The following is a 17,125-nucleotide window of genomic DNA, read 5'->3' on the forward strand; positions in this document are numbered from 1 at the left end:
TTTAATAATTATTTATTGTTCTGAGGTATAGTTTACAATTTTTAAATTAAAAAATCAAGAATAATCTTATTTTTTCTTAATGATGGCATCATTAAATTATATCTTGACTGGAAGGTATTTCTTAGAAACCAGTTTTTATAGAGCCATTGTCTTCTTCTAAAAAAGTATGTTAAATTAAGGAGTAAGCAAAAACTGTAGAGCAACTTTCACCTGCGACAAGTAGGTTCAGGTTCACATTTTTCTGCGACGAATAACAATCGCAGAAGCAAAGGAGTGATTAGATGCATCGTTCATCTTTTTTTAAAGAATTAATTGTATTTCATAAACCAGAAAAAACACCTTTTCGCTTAATTGGTGCTGGCATATGTATGGCAATTCCTTTATTCATTGGTTATTTTTCAAATAATTTACTAATTGGAAGTTTTGGATCTCTCGGAATTTTTACCTTTCTTTACTATCAAACTCTTCCATTGAAAGAACTAATGATTCGTTTAAGTTCTGTTGGCGCCTTTTTACTCTTTGGAAATCTTATTGGTGTCCTTAGTACTCATATTCCTTGGATTATTCCTTTTGCAATTGCCATAATTGCCTTTTCTGCTCGCATTATTTTTAGATTATACAGAATCGCTAAGCCTGGAGCTTTTTTTATTGTCATGGTTACCGCAATGGGGACTGGGACTAAAATACCGTTAGAAAAAATTCCTATTATGATGAGTTACGTTCTGTTGGGTATTTTAACGTCACTTATTGTAGCAGTTATCCTTTATTTTATTGAAGGAAAACCTAGCACACCGCAAAAAAAAGTTTCTTTGCAAGAACGCTTATATACCGATCCTGCGGCACTACTTGACGCCTTGCATTATGCTACTATCTTATTTTTAGCAACATATATCAGTCAATCCTTACATTTAACCAATGCTTATTGGATGGTTGTTTCAAGCGCTGCTGTTTTACAAGGAGATAATTTACGAGCAATTATGCATCGGAATGTTCAAAGGATTCTCGGTTCAATGATTGGACTATTGATCGCTGCTCTTTTATTAAGCATTGCATTCACTTCTTTAGAAATGATTTTACTCATTTGCTTTTTCTTTGTAACAGTAGAATTTTTTATTCGACGAAACTATACGATTGCAAACTTTTTCACCACACCTATGGCTTTACTATTAGCGAATTTAGCCCGCCACCAGTATTTAATAAGTTTATTAAGTTATCGTTTGATTGGTATTGTTCTTGGCAGCCTTTTGGGATTACTTGGTGCCTTCGTATTAACGACTTGTTTGAAATTTTATAATCGTGCGTACCAACTGGATGAACATTTAGACAAAGAAACAGAATAATTTTCTAATTATCATTGGAGGTTTAGTATGAAAACGAAAAAACCGATTGCTCCTTTATTACCACAACTTAGCCAAACAGATTTCATCTCTATCGATGATGAAGTCATCATTGAAGGTATGTTATTACAGGATCAAGATCTCAGTTATCAGGATGTACGCAACTTAGTATTTAGAGAATGCCAATTTGAAAAAATTACAATGAATCGCAATCATCTAGAACGTTTCGAGTGCAGCAATGTAGTTTTTGACCATTGCGATCTTTCTAATACGGAATGGATTGGAGCTAGTTTTCATCAAGTGCATTTTCGACAATGTAAATTGACGGGGACAAATTTTGCTGAAAGTTATTTGCGGGATTGTCTCTTTGAAGATTGTTTGGCAGATTACGCTTCATTTAGTAACACCAATCAAAAGGTAGTTGAGTTCAAGGAAACAAGTTTAACTGATACTGAGTTTGTCGAAGTCACTTGGAACAATCTTATATTTGAAAATTGTTCCTTAACTGGAAGTAACTGGTTCCATACAAAATTAGCAGGAATTGACTTAACTAAGAGTACCTTTGAAAAAATTGCTTTTTCACAAGAATTACTTAAAGGATTAACTGTAACTCAAGAACAAGCGATTACGATTGCTGCAGGTTTAGGCTTGATTATTGAAGACTGAATAAGAAGAGATGTTGGATCTTGATGTTTTGTTCCAACTCTTCTTTTTTTTGTGTATCTCTTAATGATAAGTTAATTCTTTCCTAAAACAGAATCTAACCATTTTACTTCACACTCTTTTTTGGTAAACTAGTATGGGTTGAAAATACTTTTCGATGAGTGTTTAGCTTAATGACTATCTATTTGAAGACTACTTTGGTGTTTTGCGGGCTAGAATCATTTATGGTACTCTTAATAACGACGTATCTGATATTTTAAATAAAGGACTGTTTATTAAAATGAATAAAGAAAAAATCGGTCATGGGCTTGCGACCGGAAAGATTATTTTAATGGGTGAGCATTCTGTGGTTTACGGCGAACCTGCCATCGCTTTCCCTTTTAAAGAAACCTACATATCAACAAAAATTGAGCCTGCGACTGTAATGACATTAGACTGTCATTACTATTCTGGAGATTTTTCAAACATTCCACAGCATTTACAAAGTGTCAAAGAAGTCATCACTCAAACGTTGATCGCACTTCATCAAGAAACTACAACGTTAAAAATCACGATTACTAGTACGATTCCAGCAGAACGAGGTATGGGTTCAAGTGCTGCTGCTGCGGTCTCTGTCGTTCGTGGGTTATTTGATTATTTCGATGTCCCATGTCCACCAGAAACTTTACTTTCTTTAGTTACTCAAGCAGAAAAAATCGCTCACGGTAACCCTAGTGGCATCGATACAGCAGCAACTAGCGGAAATAAACCCTTGTTTTTTATAAAAGGTCATCCATTAGAACCATTCCCTATGAATGTTTCTAATGCTTATTTGATTGTTGCAGACACAGGCATCAAAGGTCAAACAAGAGCTGCCGTTAGTGATGTAGCACATCTTTTCGAGGAAAATAAACAAAGAATTTCACAGCATATCACTGAGTTAGGCCGGTTAACTAGGTTAGCCAAGCAGGCGATTTCAGCAGATGATGCTCATACATTAGGAAATGCTATGAATCAAGCTCAAGAACAACTTCAAGCCTTGACAGTCAGTAATCAACAACTAGACCAACTAGTCCAAACTGCCAGAGAAAATGGCGCTTTAGGAGCCAAATTAACAGGTGGCGGCCGTGGCGGGTGCATGATTGCATTAGCTGATTCAAAGGAACATGCAAAAAAAATCGCCTCAGCCTTGGAAAAATCTGGAGCTGTAGCGACTTGGATACAATCATTAGGAGTGAAAAATTAATGTACACTGGAAAAGCACGAGCATATACAAATATCGCTTTGATAAAATACTGGGGTAAAAAAGATGAACACTTAATATTACCAATGAATAGCAGTCTTTCTTTAACATTAGATGCTTTTTATACGGAAACTAGTGTGCATTTTGATGAAACACTGACAGAAGATTGTTTCTTTTTAGATGGAGAAAAGCAAAACGCTAAACAAACAACAAAAATTTCTACATTCTTAGACCTTGTTCGGCAACAACATAACATAACATTATTTGCTAAAGTCGACAGCCAAAACTTTGTTCCAACAGCAGCTGGTCTAGCCTCTTCTGCTAGCGGCTTAGCGGCACTTGCTGGTGCATGTAGTGAAGCGTTAGATTTACAGTTAACCGAAACAGAATTGTCGCGCCTAGCCCGTCGTGGTTCCGGTTCTGCCTGCCGCAGCATTTTCGGCGGATTCTCTGAATGGCAAAAAGGCGATTCTAATCAGACATCTTATGCTAAAGCAATTCCTTCCGATAACTGGGAAAAAGAATTAGCTATGCTTTTTGTTTTGGTTGATGATGGTAAGAAAGATGTTTCCAGTCGAGACGGCATGAAACGAACGGTTGAAACCTCTAGCTTTTATTCTGGTTGGTTAGAAACGGTTGAAGCTGATTTAGAAACGGCTAAACAAGCCATCGCAGAAAAAGATTTTCATAAGTTAGGTGAAGTGACCGAAGCAAATGGATTACGAATGCATGGAACAACCTTAGGTGCAGTACCACCGTTTACTTACTGGTCACCTGAAAGCTTAAAAGTCATGCAACTAGTGCGTTCTGCTCGTCAACAAGGCTTACCTTGTTACTTTACAATGGATGCTGGTCCAAATGTTAAAATTTTAGTGGAAAAGAAAAATCTGACTGCTTTAAAAAGTTTTTTAGCAGATCATTTTTCTGAAGAACAGCTAATCACAGCCAATGCAGGACCAGGAATTCGTTTGATTCCTACAGAAGGGTTGGAAGAATTATGATAGAAGTATCAACACCAGGTAAATTGTTTATCGCTGGTGAATATGCCGTTGTCGAACCAGGTCATCCAGCGATTATTGTTGCGGTAGATCAATTTGTAACAGTCACACTTGACGCAGCAGAAAATGTGGGTAGTATTCAGTCTGCTCAGTTTAGTTCGTTGCCCGTACGATGGACGAGACGAAATAATGATCTTGTTTTAGATATTCGCGAAAATCCATTTCATTATGTGCTGGCGGCTATTCGTTTAACAGAAAAATATGCTCATGAACAAAATAAAGAGCTGGCTTTTTACCACTTGAAGGTTACTAGTGAATTAGATAATTCTAACGGGCGAAAATATGGACTTGGTTCCAGCGGTGCGGTAACAGTAGCAACAGTTAGAGCTTTAAGTTTATTTTACCAGTTAGAATTAACAGAAGAAGAAATCTTTAAATTATCTGCATTGGCTCACCTAGAAGTTCAGGGAAACGGCTCTTGCGGAGACATCGCGGCAAGTTGTTACGGTGGCTGGATTGCTTTTTCAACATTCGATCATGACTGGGTCAATGAACAGTCTCAAAAACAAACGCTGACGGAATTACTCCAAGCAACATGGCCAAAATTAATGATTCAACCGTTGACGGTTCCAAAAAAATTACGTTTGCTAATCGGTTGGACTGGCAGCCCTGCTTCCACTTCTGATTTAGTGGATCAAGTCCACCAATCTAAAGAAGTGAAAGAAACAGCCTACCAAGAATTTTTGCATGACAGTAAAGTTTGTGTCGAAACAATGATCACAGGTTTTCAATCACAAAATATTTCCTTGATTCAAACTCAAATCAGAAAAAATAGACAATTATTGCAACAATTAACCTCAATTACAGGTGTTGCCATTGAGACTCCTGCACTAAAAAAATTATGTGATCTTGCTGAAAACTATGGTGGATCAGCTAAATCATCAGGTGCTGGCGGTGGTGATTGTGGAATTGTCTTATTCAAACAAAAATCAGGCATCTTACCTTTAATGAGTTCTTGGGAAAAAGAAGGAATCACTCCTTTGCCATTACATGTATATTTTTACGGAAAGCAGGAAAAAGATGAATCGAAAAGATGAACATATTTCTTTGGCGAAAGCCTTTCATAAAGAAAAAAACAATGACTTCGACCAAATCCGTTTTGTCCATCATTCATTTTCAGAAATTTCCTTGGATGAAGTTGATCTTTCAACCACTTTTCTTGATTTCACCTTTAAACAACCGTTTTATATCAATGCTATGACTGGAGGCAGCCAGCGGGCGAAAGAAATCAATCAGCAGCTAGGTATCATCGCCAGAGAGACTGGTATGATGACAGCTACTGGATCGGTTAATGCAGCCTTAAAAAATCCTGAGTTAGCTGACACTTATCAAATTATGCGCAAGGAAAATCCTGATGGGATAATTTTTGCCAATATTGGAGCAGGTCTTTCTTTAGAGGAAGCCAAAAGAGCTGTTGACCTTTTTCAAGCTGACGGATTACAAATTCATGTGAACGTTCCTCAAGAGTTGGTAATGCCTGAAGGAGATCGTGATTTTCACAACTGGCTGGATAACATTGAAGATATTGTTTCTCACCTGTCTGTTCCAGTCATCGTCAAAGAAGTTGGCTTTGGTATGAGTAGTGAAACAATTGAACAATTAGTCTTGCGTGGTGTGAAAGCTGTAGATGTTAGCGGTCAAGGCGGAACAAGTTTTACCCAAATCGAAAATGCCCGTCGTAAAAAAAGAGAACTAGGCTTTCTAACTGATTGGGGTCAATCCACGGTGATTTCCTTATTGGAATCTGTAAATTGGCAACGCGACTTGACTGTATTAGCTTCTGGCGGTGTTCGGCAATCATTGGATATTGTCAAAGCCCTTAGTTTAGGAGCCAAAAGTGTCGGGATTGCAGGAACTATTTTGAATCATTTAATGACAAATAGTGTAGATGAAACACTTGAACTTGTTAGACAATGGGAAGATGAACTTAAAATGTTGTATACTTTGCTTGGGAAAAAGACAACCGAGGAGCTTCCTACAACGGATCTTATTTTTTCAAGTGAGATTATTCACTGGTGTGAAAGTCGTGGGATTGCTTATCAGCCTTACGCTAAGAGAAGCAAATAATAAAGAAGCTTGAGCGTTTAGGCTCAAGCTTCTTTTTGTATTACCCTTCATAAGCTTTTCTCAACAAAGCTATGTCAATTCGTTTCATTTTATACAATTCCTGCATCACACGATACGCTCTGTCTGGATCTGAGTTGTCGAATAATGTATCCATATCAGTTGTGACTGTTTGCCAACACACACCATATTCATCTTCCATCCAGCCACATGGCCATTCTTTTCCTTTGGCAGTCACAGCATCCCATAAATAGTTGATTTCTGTCTGATCTTTACAATACACATAAAATGATGTGGCCATCGAAAACGTAAAGCCATGATCAATTCCACTATCCATCACACGAAAAGGTTGTCCATGCATAGTGAATAAGGCCTGTAACACAGTTCCGTCTGGATTTTTTTCAATATATTCTACCTTACCATCACCGAAAATCTCTATCCATTGATTCATCGCCGCTTCTGCTTTTCCAAACTGATCTCCAGTAAATAAAAAACTTGGTGCAATAGATTGAGGTGTTCCTGATAAAATCAGTTGCCATGATACGCCATATTGATCCTCTAACCATCCATATTTTTCACTGAAGGGATAAGAACCAAATTCCATCAATACCTTTCCATTATGGCTTAAGGTTTCCCACAGCTTGTTGATTTGTGTTTCTGTCTCGCACTCTACAAAAAGAGAAATTGCCGGTGTAAAATTAAATTCTGGTCCGCCATTCAATAAAACAACCTCTTGACCTGCAAGTGTCATCGTTATCGTCAATACGGAGCCTTTTGGCTGATGTTCACTATCAACATAATAATCAACTTTATTGATTTTACCCTGTTCAAAGGCGTTCACATAAAACTCAGCTGCTTCTTCTACTTTTCCGTTAAACCATAAACATGGAGAAAATTTTGACATGATCCGTCACCCTTTCTGAGATAAAAATTCCTATATTTTTATTATATAGGTCCAACGATTTATTTGAAAAGACAACGCTCTCATCATCCTACGGATTACTTTTATGGAAAGCTAGGAAATGGTAACAAAAAAAGAAGAACAACAATCAAGCTGCTCTTCTTTTTATTCAATTAACCATTATAAGCATCAATAATGATTTGTTTCAATTCACTAATCAATGGCTCTTTTGGATTTGCGGTCGTACATTGGTCTTCATATGCTAATTCAGCCATATGATCAACAGTGGAATCTAATATTTTTTGTGTTACACCTTGAGCTTTCAAGTTCATATCGATTCCAACAGATACACCTAAATCGTAAACAGATGTCGCTAATGCGTCCACTAATTCTGCGGTATTTTTACCTTTCAACCCTAAGAATTTCGCGATATCAGCATAATCTGTGTCTGCACGGAAATAGTCATATTTAGGGAACATTGCATGTTTTGACGGATCTTTAGCATTGTAACGGATAATATGCGGTAATAAAATCGCATTGGTACGTCCGTGAGGAATGCCATATTCTCCACCAATTTTATGTGCTACTGAGTGACAAATTCCTAAAAATGCATTGGCAAATGCCATACCAGCCATTGTTGATGCGTTATGCATTTTTTCACGACTCTCTGCATCAGGACGTTTCACTGAGTTTTCTAAATGTTCAAAGACTAATTTGATAGCTTGTAAACTTAATCCGCGAGTGTAATCAGAAGCCATTACTGAAACATAAGATTCAATCGCATGTGTTAATACGTCCATACCTGTATCGGCTGTGACAGAAGCTGGAACTGACATGACAAATTGAGGATCAATGATCGCAACATCTGGTGTCAAAGCATAATCAGCTAATGGGTATTTTACATGTGTATCACTGTCAGTAATAACCGCAAATGGTGTTACTTCTGAACCAGTACCTGATGTTGTTGGGATACATACAAATTGTGTTTTAACTGCTTTTTCAATTTTGTAGGTACGTTTACGGATATCTAAGAATTTTTGTTTAGCACCAAAGAATTCTGTATCTGGGTGTTCATAGAACATCCACATGCCTTTAGCCGCGTCCATTGCAGATCCACCACCTAAAGCGATGATTGTATCTGGCTCAAAATCAACCATGACTTTTGTTCCAGCATAAACTGTATTTGTAGATGGATTTGGTTCTACGGCTGAGAATACTTCGATTTGTACGTCGTTTTTACGTTTTTGTAATTCTTTACGAACCGTATCCGCATAGCCAAATTGAACCATTCCTGGATCACAAACGATCATAACACGTTCAACATTTTCCATTTTTTGTAGATATTGTAATGAATTTTTTTCAAAGAAAATTTTTGGCGGTAATTTAAACCATTGCATATTATTTCTCCGTTTCGCTACAGTTTTGACGTTGATCAAGTTAACAGCAGATACGTTTTTAGAAACTGAGTTTTTACCGTAAGATCCGCAACCTAATGTTAGTGATGGAATCATTTCGTTGTAGATATTTCCGATTCCGCCTTCAGCAGATGGAGAGTTTACCAGAATACGGCAAGCTTTCATACGTAGACCAAACTTCACTTGTAGATCTTCATCTTCTGTATGGATCACCGCTGTATGTCCTAAGCCACCTAATTCAAGCATCGCTTCACATAAATCAAAGGCATGATCTGTGTTTTTCGCTTTCATCATGGCTAAAACTGGAGATAATTTTTCACGTGAAAGTGGATATTCCGCACCAGCACCTTCAATTTCAGCTACTAAGATTTTAGTTCCATTTGGTACTTTGATACCTGCAAGTTCTGCGATATGTTCCGCAGAGTAACCTACGATTGCTGGATTTACTGCATATTTTCCTTCGTTCATTACGGCATCTTCTAATTTTTGTAATTCGTTTGGCTTAACGAAATATACTTGATGCGCTTCAAACTCAGCTTTCACTGCTGCATAAACTTCTTTATCTACAATTACAGCTTGTTCAGAGGCGCAGATCATGCCGTTATCAAATGATTTAGAAACGATCAAGTCATTGACTGCACGTTTGATTTTTGCTGTTTTTTCAATATATGAAGGAACATTTCCTGGGCCTACACCTAATGCTGGTTTACCTGTTGAATAGGCTGATTTCACCATGCCAGCTCCACCAGTGGCTAAAACGATTGCGATCCCAGGATGATTCATCAAACCCGAAGTTGCTTCTAATGAAGGATGTTCGATCCACTGTACACAGTTTTCAGGAGCGCCTGCTTTAATTGCTGCATCACGAACGATACGAGCGGCTTCTGCAGAACATTTTTGTGCACTTGGATGAAAAGCAAATATGATTGGGTTACGTGTTTTAATTGCAATCAAAGCTTTAAAGATTGTTGTTGATGTTGGATTTGTTGTCGGTGTAACACCACAAACCACACCAACTGGTTCGGCGATTTCAATCAAACCTGTTTGGTCATCTTTATTAATGACGCCAACTGTTTTATCATGTTTGATACTATTCCAAATATATTCTGAGGCGTACATATTCTTGATTGCTTTATCTTCATAAATTCCACGGCCAGTTTCTTCTACAGCCATTTTTGCTAAAGGCATATGTTGATCTAAAGCAGCCATTGCCATTTGGTGTACAATGTGGTCAACTTTTTCTTGATCAAAATCTTCCATTTCTTTTAAAGCTATATTTCCTTTTTTTGCTAACTCGTCGATCATAGCTGTTACATCAGTCTTTTTAGTATCTTCTTTCTTCATTGTTTTAGCCATTGTGATCCTCCTAGAAAAATAAATTATTTATTTTTTAACTTGTTAACTTTTTCACATACTCATCATACAACATTATTTTTTTCTTGTAAATAGTTTTTTGTGATATTTTTCACATTCAAAAAAACTTTTATCCCTACACGAAAAACGTAAACGCTTTTACAACTTAAAAAGAAAAAGGATTTATCCTATTATCAGAATAAATCCTTTAAGTCCTGCCAATCTTTGATCGTTAAGCTGCTTGTTTGCGCAATTAATTGTTGATAATCAAAGAATTCATTTGGCTCAATATGTAAGATGTCTTCACGACACTCTTTGATAGATGATGGCGCATTCTTTTTCCATCGATAAGAAACAAGGTAGTTCATCAATTCTGTTTCATTCACTGATGAATAACCAAGTTGCCGAAAAGATTGGCATTTAACTTTTAATTCTTTTTTCAATAAGAACTTTTGATGCCAAGATAACTTTTCGATGATCCTCCCCTTCTTTCTAATGAATAATCTATGTATATTTTCCTTATATGTTAGAAAGAAAAAATTCCAGCAAGCTGGAATTATTCTTTCGTTTCGTTGTTTTCAGAAGTTACTTCTGTTGTTGCATCTTCAACAACTGTTTCTTCTTTTGTTTCAACCGTAGTTACGTTGTTGTCATTTGCAACAACTGTACCTGGTTTCACTGTTTTGATTGCTGCACGATCAAATCCAAGGATAATTCCTTCACAGTCGATCAATACTGTTCCTTTGCCATTGTCGATTTCAGAAATTACACCGTGTAATCCGCCAATCGTTACAATCTCATCGCCCACTTTCATTGCATCTAAAAGTGTTTGACGTTCATTTTGTTGTTTCTTTTGCGAACGTGTCATAAAAAACATCATTCCTGCTAAAAGAATTAATGGTAAAATAAACGAAAGTCCTCCGCCCATTATCTATTCACCTCTCTATCATATAATCACTAGTTTACTGTACCAAAATTTCTGTTACAACACTAGTCTTTTGATTGTTTTTTTAGAAACTTTTCGCATTCTCTTTGTTGAATCCGTATTCTTCAAAAAAGGCTTGTCTAAATTCCAATAAATTATCATCCATAATTGCTTGACGAACTTGTTTCATCAAATTCAATAGGAAATATAAATTATGATAAGATGTTAAACGAATACCAAAGGTTTCATCAGCTTTAATCAAGTGACGGATATATGCACGTGAATAATTTTTACAAGTATAGCAATCACATTTCTCATCCAGTGGACGGAAATCTCTTGCATACTGGGCATTTTTAACAACCAGACGCCCTTTAGAAGTCATACATGTTCCGTTTCTTGCAATTCGAGTAGGCAATACACAGTCAAACATATCAATCCCGCGAATCACACCATCAATCAATGAATCAGCTGTTCCTACACCCATTAAATATCTTGGTTTATTATCAGGAATCAACGGTGTAGTAAAATCTAATACACGATTCATTTCGGCTTTAGGTTCACCAACAGATAAACCTCCAATTGAATAGCCTGGAAAGTCCATACTAATCAAATCTTTTGCACTTTGACGACGCAAATCTTCAAATCCTGCACCTTGGATGATGCCAAATAATCCTTGACTATCAGGATTAGCATGCGCTTTTAAGCCTCGTTCTGCCCAACGTGACGTACGTTCGATCGATTTCTTCACATAATCATAACTTTCATCAAATGGCGGACATTCATCAAAACTCATCATAATATCAGAGCCTAGATTATTTTGAATGTTAATTGCTTTTTCAGGAGAAAGAAACAATTTTGATCCATTCAAATGATGTCTAAAATGAACGCCTTCTTCCGTGATTTTACGCATATCACTTAATGAAAATACTTGAAAACCGCCAGAATCTGTCAAGATTGGCTGATCCCAATTCATAAATTTATGTAAGCCGCCAGCTTCTGCAATTAAATCATCGCCGGGACGAAGCCATAAATGATACGTATTGCTCAAGATCACTCCTGCCCCCATCTCTTTCAAATCTTCTGGTGACATTGTTTTTACTGTCGCTAACGTTCCTACAGGCATAAACATTGGAGTCGGAAATGTACCGTGAGGGGTGATTATTTCTCCTAAACGGGCACCTGTATGTTTTTCTTTTTTTATTAAACGATAACGAATGGCTGGTTCCGTCATTCATTTCCCTACTTTCTTTTGTAAATTTACGCTTCAATCATCATACTTTTTTTTACTTGACTTTGCAAGGTCTTACGGCGTTTCTTTATCATATCCTTAGACGATGAAAAAACTGGAAACAATCTAAAAACGATTTTCTCCCAGTTCTTTCATTCTATACTATACTTGATTATTTATCACTCATTGCTACTTCTAAGGCAATCATGGCGTTTTTCACTATATCTGTCGTAATTTCTTCTTTCATAAAGTGAATCGTTTCATGCGCTTCAGTCGCTCGCTCAGCTACACGTTCATAATCAGCGGCTGACAGCTCCATATTCATATCTTTTAATGAGATAGGTAGATTTAAGCTGCGGTAAAATGGAAGCAACTGCTCAATTTCCGTCCATTTATCTTCAATCACTAACTGAACCAAAACACCGTATGCAACTTTGTTCCCATGAAGTTGGTGATGACTCTCTGGTAAAATAGTCAATGCATCATGAATCGAATGCGCTCCAGATGTTCGACCATAATCATCACCAAATCCGCCAACCATTCCGCCTAATAAAATATTCGTTTCTACAACGTTCAAAAAAGCTTGATTGATTGTTTTATTCTCCATCGCAATAAGTGCATCCTGACTGTCTTCCAACAAAACATCTCTACATTTTTTTGCAGCGAAAGCAGATACTTGGACTTCGATTGGCAGAATATCTAACTGAGAAATCATTGCATCTGCTTCATACCACTTTGCAACAGTATCTCCAATTCCTGCAATCATCAACTCGATTGGTGAGTCTAAAATCACGTTAGGTTCAATCAAAACCAACGCATTGCTACGAGGAAAGACATCATAACGATCCATTGCACCATCCGACTTATTATACATTACGCTTAACGGTGTATACGCAGCACAAGTCGCCGCTAATGTCGGCAAAATCAAAATAGGCACACCGCACTGGTTCGCTACCGCTTTACCTAAATCTGCAATCTTTCCGCCTCCAACAGCAATGATTCCTTCTGATTGTTCTTCCTTGAGCAACTGCTTTAATTCTGCAGTTCTTTCATCTGTACACTCTCCGCCATAATCGACAAAATATGTATCAATATTCATTAATGAAGGAAAATACGGTTTAGCTGCTTCCCATGAATTTTTTCCATATAATACCAGAACCCGCTGAATATTTCTTCTATTTAAATGTTCTTCCAAATCATTCCATGCGCCTTCTCGGCATTCATATTCTTGTGGTGCCCCTCTAACTATAAGCGATTGATTCATCTTACTCGACCTTCCATTTTTCTTATTTTTATGCAAAAGTGAAATTTTATAAATTCTTTGATAAAATTCACTTTTCCTTTCCCTTAATCTATGATATGATAAAACACATCCAAAAACAATAAATTTTTATACATTTATTCATCATTTTTAGAATATTTATTGAAAAACTAAGCAATCGAAATTTTCCGATTGCTAGCAATCTATTACAAAGGAGAAAAACAAATGAAATTATGCAAAAAAACGTTAGCACTTATCATCCCCATATTTCTGACATTACTCACTTTTCTTCCAGTAACCACAGTATTCGCCGAAGAAAAAGATCCAGTCTATGACAGTATCATGAAACGAGGAGAATTGATTGTTGGTTTATCTGCTGATTATGCCCCTTACGAATTTCATGCAGACGTTGATGGTAAAGACCAGATTGTTGGTTTTGATATCTCCATCGCTCAAAAAATCGCTGATGATCTTGGCGTCGATTTAAAAATCGAAGAATTGGGTTTTGATGCATTATTAGGTGCTTTAAAAACAGGGAAAATCGATTTGATTATTTCTGGAATGGCACCAACACCCGAACGTTTACAGGAAGTAAATTTTTCCCATCCATATATGACTGTTCAACAAAAAGTAGTCGTTAGAAAAGACGATAAAGATAAATTCCAGTCAACAAAAGATTTTGATGGCATAAAAGTAGGTGTTCAAAAACAAACCACACAAGAAGAATTAGCTAAAACAGAATTAGTTGGTTCTATTCCAACTTCACTACAAAAAGTTCCTGACATCATTATGAATCTGAAAAATAAAAAAGTTGACGCGGCTGTTTTAGAAGGTCCCGTAGCTGAAGCTTACGTAGATCGCGACAAGGGCTTAGCATTTGCTGATAATGTTACATTTGAACAAGGAGAAAAAGACGCAGCAGTGGCTATTCCTAAAAATGCGCCTGTTTTAGAAAAAAAAGTCAACGCTTCAATCCAAACTATCAATGACAACAATCTATTAGATGGATACAAAAAAGAAGCCGGTAAATTAATGTTTACCGATGATGAAAGTTTCCTTGGAAAATATGGGAAGTTTTATATTACCGGCGCTGGTTATACGATTTTCCTAGCCTTTATGGGGGTTTTATTTGGAGCTATTCTAGGTGGATTATTAGCTTTAATGAAATTATCAAAATCAAAAATCTTACGTGGCATTGCGATTTGTTATATTGAATATGTTCGCGGTACCCCTTTATTAGTACAAATTTTCATCGTTTACTTTGGAACTGGCGTGTTAGGTTTAGATCTTTCAAAAATTGCTGCTGGTTGTATTGCATTAGCTTTAAATAGTGGCGCCTATGTTGCTGAAATCGTCCGCGCTGGAATTAATGCAGTCAACAAAGGACAATTAGAAGCGGCTCGCTCTCTTGGAATGAATCAACCCCAAGCAATGCGTTTTATCATCTTACCTCAAGCAATCAAAAATATCTTACCTGCTTTAGGAAACGAGTTTGTAACGGTAATCAAAGAATCTTCTGTTGTTTCCGTTATCGGCGTTTCTGAATTGATTTTCCAAGCCGGCAATGTTCAAGGTGCCAGCTTTAAACCATTTTTACCTTATTTAGTTGTATCATTGATCTATTTTGTTTTAACCTTTACCATCTCTCGCCTATTAGGTGTTGCTGAAAGGAGAATGAGCACTAGTGATTAATATTAAAAACTTACACAAAACCTTTGGAAAAAACGAAGTCTTAAAAGGGATTGATCTTGATGTAACAGCCGGCGAAGTCGTCGTGATCATCGGTCCTTCTGGAAGCGGAAAAAGTACCTTCTTACGTTGCTTGAACTTATTAGAACAACCAACCGATGGAGTCATTGAATTTGAAGGAAAAAATTTATTGGATAAGGATACAAATATCGATGCTCTACGTCAAAAAATGGGCATGGTATTCCAAAATTTCAATCTATTTCCTCATAAAACAGTATTAGATAATTTAACTATCAGCCCAATCAAAGTAAAAAAAGAAACACCGGAAGCAGCGAAAGATAAAGCTCTCTCTTTATTGGAACAAGTCGGCTTAAAAGATAAAGCATCTAGTTATCCTTCAAGTCTTTCAGGCGGCCAGCAGCAGCGGGTAGCCATCGCACGTGCTTTAGCTATGAATCCAGATGTCATGTTATTCGATGAACCAACATCTGCACTTGATCCAGAAATGGTTGGCGAGGTTTTATCCGTTATGAAAGCTTTAGCGGTTGAAGGAATGACCATGGTGGTTGTTACCCATGAAATGGGCTTTGCCCGTGAAGTTGCGGATCGTGTGATTTTTATGGATGCAGGTGTTATACAAGAAGAAGGTACACCAGAAGAAATTTTTGGACAGCCAAAAAATCCACGAACACAGGATTTCTTAAGAAAAGTATTATAAAACTAAAAGAGGGCAGAGCATGTAGAAACGAAGTTGCTTTGTCCTCTTTAAATAGTATAAAATAAAATGAAAGTACCCAATATCGGAGGAAAGAATATGGATAACTCAACTATTGCAAAACGTCATCAGCACCCTGCAGAAAATATCTTAATGGATATTGCTACCTTAGCTAAACAAGTCCCTGATTTACTAGATTTATCGATCGGTGATCCAGATTTAATCACTGACGAAAGAATTATTGAAGCGGCTTTTACAGACGTCAAAAATGGCCATACAAAATATACCGCATCTGGCGGCAGTCAGGAATTTATTGATACAGTTGTTGCATTTTATCAAAAGCAATACGGTTTAGCCTTTAACCCAAGTCAAGTTCGGGCAACAGTAGGTGCATTGCATGGGATGTATTTAACCTTGCAGGTGATTTTAGATCCTGATGATGAAGTAATTATCCATGAGCCTTATTTTTCTCCTTATAAAGATCAAGTCATTTTGGCTGGTGGTAAACCGGTATTTATTCCAACGTACGAAGAAGATGGTTTTCAAATCAATATTGATGTTTTGAAAGCAGCGATTACAGATAAAACAAAAGCAATTATTATTAATTCGCCAAATAACCCAACTGGCGCAGTTTTTTCTCCTGAAACATTTAAAGCAATTGCTGACCTTGCTATTGAACATAATTTTTATATTCTCTCTGATGAGGTTTATGAAGCCTTTAGTTTCTATGATGATTTTGTTCCAATGGCTACTTTTGCGCCTGAAAATACGATTACTTTCAGCAGCTTTTCAAAAGCGTTTGCCATGACTGGCTGGCGGATTGGCTATATGATTGCTCCTGATTATATCAATGATGCTGCAAAATTAATCAATGAAAGCATTACCTACTCTGCTCCAAGCCCTTCCCAACAAGCGGGAATTTATGCCTTAAACCATGCAGAAGCTTTGGTACCAAAAGTGGTTTCTGTCTTTAAAGAACGTCTGGAATATCTGGAACAAAGGATAGAACGTATTCCGTTTCTTTCACTCCATCCAGTCAAAGGCAGTATGTATGCCTTCATTAATATTTCTAAAACAGGACTCACATCTGTTCCTTTTGTTGAAAAAGTCTTAAAAGAAACAAACGTATTAATGATTCCCGGAAAAGCTTTCGGTGAAACAACTGGCGATAATTATGTTCGCTTAGCAGCGACTCAAGATATTGAAACTTTAAAAGAGGCTTTTGATCGAATCGAAAAAATGAGTTTTTAAATAAAAATAGTGTTGCTTATCTCGTTAAATCAACGGGATAAAC

Annotated in this window: 15 protein-coding genes; 9 read left to right on the top strand and 6 right to left on the bottom strand. The window is 36.9% G+C overall.

Translation table 11 applies throughout. The features are described 5' to 3' along the window. Positions 1 to 281 precede the first annotated feature (281 nt). The 6 genes from AC4BB2_RS11105 to fni all read left to right on the top strand — a co-directional run bounded on the left by AC4BB2_RS11105 (position 282) and on the right by fni (position 6,347). Positions 282 to 1,340 (top strand): FUSC family protein, encoded by a 1,059-nt coding sequence (locus AC4BB2_RS11105; RefSeq protein WP_490472992.1) that lies wholly within the window; start codon positions 282 to 284, stop codon positions 1,338 to 1,340. A 27-nt stretch (positions 1,341 to 1,367) separates the two neighbouring features. After that, the gene (locus tag AC4BB2_RS11110) at positions 1,368 to 2,003 is read left to right on the top strand and encodes a pentapeptide repeat-containing protein (protein WP_490472993.1); all 636 of its coding nucleotides are present in this window, start codon (positions 1,368 to 1,370) and stop codon (positions 2,001 to 2,003) included. Between the two features lie 277 nt (positions 2,004 to 2,280). Beyond that, positions 2,281 to 3,225, top strand: a complete 945-nt coding sequence (mvk, locus tag AC4BB2_RS11115; RefSeq protein WP_490472994.1) for a mevalonate kinase — start codon at positions 2,281 to 2,283, stop codon at positions 3,223 to 3,225. Next, positions 3,225 to 4,223: a diphosphomevalonate decarboxylase gene (mvaD, locus tag AC4BB2_RS11120; RefSeq protein WP_490472995.1), complete on the top strand. Its 999-nt coding sequence runs from the start codon at positions 3,225 to 3,227 to the stop codon at positions 4,221 to 4,223. Before mvk ends, mvaD begins: the two co-directional genes overlap by 1 nt. After that, complete coding sequence (locus AC4BB2_RS11125) at positions 4,220 to 5,317, top strand: phosphomevalonate kinase (protein ID WP_490472996.1); 1,098 nt, start codon at positions 4,220 to 4,222, stop codon at positions 5,315 to 5,317. Before mvaD ends, AC4BB2_RS11125 begins: the two co-directional genes overlap by 4 nt. Next, on the top strand, positions 5,301 to 6,347 hold the full coding sequence (fni, locus tag AC4BB2_RS11130; RefSeq protein WP_490472997.1) for a type 2 isopentenyl-diphosphate Delta-isomerase: 1,047 nt from the start codon (positions 5,301 to 5,303) through the stop codon (positions 6,345 to 6,347). Before AC4BB2_RS11125 ends, fni begins: the two co-directional genes overlap by 17 nt. 40 nt (positions 6,348 to 6,387) lie before the next feature. Here fni and AC4BB2_RS11135 read toward each other — a convergent pair whose 3' ends face one another. From AC4BB2_RS11135 to AC4BB2_RS11160, 6 genes are all read right to left on the bottom strand, one after another. Beyond that, positions 6,388 to 7,248 (bottom strand): VOC family protein, encoded by an 861-nt coding sequence (locus AC4BB2_RS11135; RefSeq protein ID WP_490472998.1) that lies wholly within the window; start codon positions 7,246 to 7,248, stop codon positions 6,388 to 6,390. A gap of 170 nt (positions 7,249 to 7,418) precedes the next feature. Next, entirely contained in the window at positions 7,419 to 10,016 is a 2,598-nt protein-coding gene (gene adhE, locus AC4BB2_RS11140; protein WP_490472999.1) for a bifunctional acetaldehyde-CoA/alcohol dehydrogenase, read from the bottom strand. A 191-nt stretch (positions 10,017 to 10,207) separates the two neighbouring features. Continuing rightward, positions 10,208 to 10,510, bottom strand: coding sequence for a post-transcriptional regulator (locus AC4BB2_RS11145; RefSeq protein WP_490474695.1), 303 nt, complete (start codon positions 10,508 to 10,510; stop codon positions 10,208 to 10,210). Between the two features lie 59 nt (positions 10,511 to 10,569). Continuing rightward, complete coding sequence (yajC, locus tag AC4BB2_RS11150) at positions 10,570 to 10,941, bottom strand: preprotein translocase subunit YajC (protein ID WP_490473000.1); 372 nt, start codon at positions 10,939 to 10,941, stop codon at positions 10,570 to 10,572. 82 nt (positions 10,942 to 11,023) lie between these two features. Next, entirely contained in the window at positions 11,024 to 12,169 is a 1,146-nt protein-coding gene (gene tgt, locus AC4BB2_RS11155; protein WP_490473001.1) for a tRNA guanosine(34) transglycosylase Tgt, read from the bottom strand. A gap of 169 nt (positions 12,170 to 12,338) precedes the next feature. After that, positions 12,339 to 13,430: an iron-containing alcohol dehydrogenase family protein gene (locus AC4BB2_RS11160; RefSeq protein WP_490473002.1), complete on the bottom strand. Its 1,092-nt coding sequence runs from the start codon at positions 13,428 to 13,430 to the stop codon at positions 12,339 to 12,341. A 222-nt stretch (positions 13,431 to 13,652) separates the two neighbouring features. On the opposite strand from AC4BB2_RS11160, the gene AC4BB2_RS11165 reads away from it, so the two are divergent. The 3 genes from AC4BB2_RS11165 (at position 13,653) to AC4BB2_RS11175 (ending at position 17,082) form a co-directional block, all read left to right on the top strand. Then, positions 13,653 to 15,119, top strand: coding sequence for an ABC transporter substrate-binding protein/permease (locus AC4BB2_RS11165; RefSeq protein ID WP_490473003.1), 1,467 nt, complete (start codon positions 13,653 to 13,655; stop codon positions 15,117 to 15,119). Then, entirely contained in the window at positions 15,112 to 15,834 is a 723-nt protein-coding gene (locus AC4BB2_RS11170) for an amino acid ABC transporter ATP-binding protein (protein WP_490473004.1), read from the top strand. Before AC4BB2_RS11165 ends, AC4BB2_RS11170 begins: the two co-directional genes overlap by 8 nt. Positions 15,835 to 15,930: 96 nt before the next feature. Continuing rightward, a complete protein-coding gene (locus AC4BB2_RS11175; RefSeq protein ID WP_490473005.1) occupies positions 15,931 to 17,082 on the top strand; it encodes a pyridoxal phosphate-dependent aminotransferase in 1,152 nt (383 codons plus the stop codon). Positions 17,083 to 17,125: the final 43 nt, after the last annotated feature.

It is taken from the genome of Enterococcus sp. AAFC-DPL-5146 (assembly GCF_058216635.1).